The organism is Dactylosporangium cerinum (assembly GCF_042653625.1).
Taxonomy (GTDB): domain Bacteria; phylum Actinomycetota; class Actinomycetes; order Mycobacteriales; family Micromonosporaceae; genus Dactylosporangium; species Dactylosporangium cerinum.
Genome location: NZ_JBHSIU010000025.1, coordinates 1 through 2,213 on the forward strand (window position 1 = coordinate 1; position 2,213 = coordinate 2,213).

At 70.0% G+C, this 2,213-nt stretch carries 4 protein-coding genes and 1 pseudogene; 3 read left to right on the top strand and 2 right to left on the bottom strand.

Annotated elements, in window-relative coordinates; genetic code table 11:
• Positions 1–4: 4 nt before the first annotated feature.
• Positions 5–466, bottom strand: a complete 462-nt coding sequence (locus ACFPIJ_RS22150; RefSeq protein ID WP_380117081.1) for a S66 peptidase family protein — start codon at positions 464–466, stop codon at positions 5–7.
• On the opposite strand from ACFPIJ_RS22150, the pseudogene ACFPIJ_RS22155 reads away from it, so the two are divergent.
• From ACFPIJ_RS22155 to ACFPIJ_RS22165, 3 genes and pseudogenes are all read left to right on the top strand, one after another.
• Positions 371–577 (top strand): annotated as a pseudogene (locus ACFPIJ_RS22155) (hypothetical protein); the annotation flags it as partial. The gene ACFPIJ_RS22150 and the pseudogene ACFPIJ_RS22155 sit on opposite strands and share 96 nt — an antisense overlap.
• A gap of 69 nt (positions 578–646) precedes the next feature.
• Positions 647–940, top strand: a complete 294-nt coding sequence (locus tag ACFPIJ_RS22160) for an Lrp/AsnC family transcriptional regulator (protein ID WP_380117082.1) — start codon at positions 647–649, stop codon at positions 938–940.
• 217 nt (positions 941–1,157) lie between these two features.
• On the top strand, positions 1,158–1,568 hold the full coding sequence (locus ACFPIJ_RS22165; RefSeq protein ID WP_380117079.1) for a TlpA family protein disulfide reductase: 411 nt from the start codon (positions 1,158–1,160) through the stop codon (positions 1,566–1,568).
• A 40-nt stretch (positions 1,569–1,608) separates the two neighbouring features.
• On the opposite strand, the gene ACFPIJ_RS22170 is transcribed toward ACFPIJ_RS22165, so the two are convergent.
• Positions 1,609–2,213 (bottom strand): transposase family protein (locus tag ACFPIJ_RS22170; RefSeq protein WP_380117080.1); only part of this gene is annotated, 605 nt, incomplete at its 5' end.

Sequence of the window (2,213 nt, forward strand, 5' to 3'; positions counted from 1 at the left end):
ACGACTACCTGCACGAAGGTGTCGACGTCCTCGCCGCGCGCTCACCCGGCCTGCACGGCGCGGGCCGGCGTGGCCGATGTCGACGTTGCCGAGGACCGGGACGTCGCGGGTTGCCGAGGGCGTCGAGGACGATGTCGGCCAAGGTCGGGGACGCGTCGAGGCCGGCAATGTCGCGTGGAACGCCCACGACCATGCCGGAGATGCGGTCGAGGATGCCGGCGTGGCGTAGCACCTGGAGGTAGGTCCACACGTAGGACGCCTCGCCGCCTAACTCTTCCCAGAACAGCACGGCGCCGTCGTACCGGTCGAGCGGCACAGCGAACGGCGTCGCCTGCACCAGGGCGATGCGGTTGATCACGCCGCCGATCAGGTGGCCTTCGGCGCGGCCGGGGCGCCAGCATTCCCACGGCGACGCAGCGGGCAGCGCACCGAGCGCCGTGGCGTCGGTCAGCAGCCTCGAATACAGCGGTGCTGCCGCCGACGGAGCCGGCAGCCACCGACGCGGGAGGACAATGCGCTGCTCGCCGAGCTCGCGAGGGACGGCCGCGCTCCACTGGCCGGGCTGGCGGCGGCGACCGGCTGGTCGGAGACCACGGTCCGGCGGCGCCTCGAGGACCTGTGCCGGGGCGGTGTGCTGTATTTCGATGTGGAGATCGAGCCGGCGCTGCTCGGCTACCACGCGGAGGCGATGATGTGGCTGACCGTGGCCCCGGCCGCACTGACCGCCACCACCCGGGCGCTCTTCGGCCATTCGCAGATCGCGTACGCCGCGGCGACCACCGGCCCGGCCAATGTCGCGGCCGCGGTGATCTGCCGTGACCTGGGCGACCTCTACGAGTACATCGCCGCTGACATCGGTGCCCTGGACGGGGTGACGTCGGTCGAGACCGCGCCGGTCGTGCGCCGCGTCAAGGCCGGCGGGGCGCTCCTCGTGCCATGATCGCCTCGGGGCAGCGTGGTCCGACGAAGATCAGTATGGTTTCGCCGTGCGCCGTCTTCGTCTCATTCTGCCCCTCGTCGTTGCTCTCGCCGGCGATGCTGCCTGCACCGGATCATCAGATCCGGTCGCGGCCCCGTCCTCGACCTCCGCTTCCTCCCCTTCCACCTCACCGTCAGCCTCGCCGTCCGCGGTCGCCAGCAGCCCGAGCGGGCCGCTCGTGCTGCAATTCACGGCGAAAACCCTGGCCGGCGCCGACTTCGCCGGTGCCGGCCTCGCCGGAAAGGCCGCCCTGCTGTGGTTCTGGTCGCCGTCCAGCATGACCTGCGCCGAGCAGGCCGTGGGCGTCAGGAGGGTCGCGACGGGCTACGCAGGCAAGATCAACGTCGTCGGCATCGCGGTCGACGGAGATGCCGCCGCGCAGCGCCAGTTCATCGACAAATGGGAGCTCGACAAGGTGACGCACCTGTCCGGCGCCGACGGCGCGGTGGCGAAGCGGTTCATGACCACGGGAGCGGGGATCTACGTCATGATCGACAGCGCCGGTGAGCTCAAGGACGTCGGGACGTTGAACAACGACCGCCTGCTCTCGAGAATCGACAGGCTGGTCGGACCCATCCCCGTGGGTTAAGACCGTGAGCCATTCCGCGCAAGGTGTTGATCACTGATGGTCATGTTGTTCGGGCGTGGTCGAAGTGCAGCAGGACGAGGGCGGCGGCGACGATCCTGCCGATCTGCCAGGGGCACAGGCTGACGTTGCGGAGTGCTTTGAACGTGCCTTTGAGCAGGGCGTTGCCGCGTTCGGCGATGGCGCGTACGGCGTTGTGGGCGTGGTTGAGCTGCTGCTGGTGCAGGGTGAACCGGCCGTCTTTGGGTTTCTTGAACGCTACGGTGATGGTGCCAGCTTCGCCTTCGTAGCCGAGGTCGCCGAGGGTGCGCAGGTCGGCGGCGGTTGTGGTGAGGGCGGGCAGGATCTCGGCGTGGGCGCGCACGGCGGTGGTGTCGTGTTCCCGGCCGGGTCGCACATCGGAGGTCCAGATCGGCCAGCCGTCCGGGGCTGTGATGACCTGGATGTTGCCGCCGTGCTGGGCGTGTTTGCCGGACCACCACAGGTCCACGCCGGGGGTCGGGCCGGGGGTGCGGCACCGGTCCGTCTCGATCAGGGTGCCGTCGATCGCGACGTGGCTGTAGCCGGCGGCCTTGGCCGCCAGGAGCGCGCCGTGCAGGCCGGGTGAGCGCGCGGCGAGGACGTCGACACCTTCGTGCAGGTAGTCGT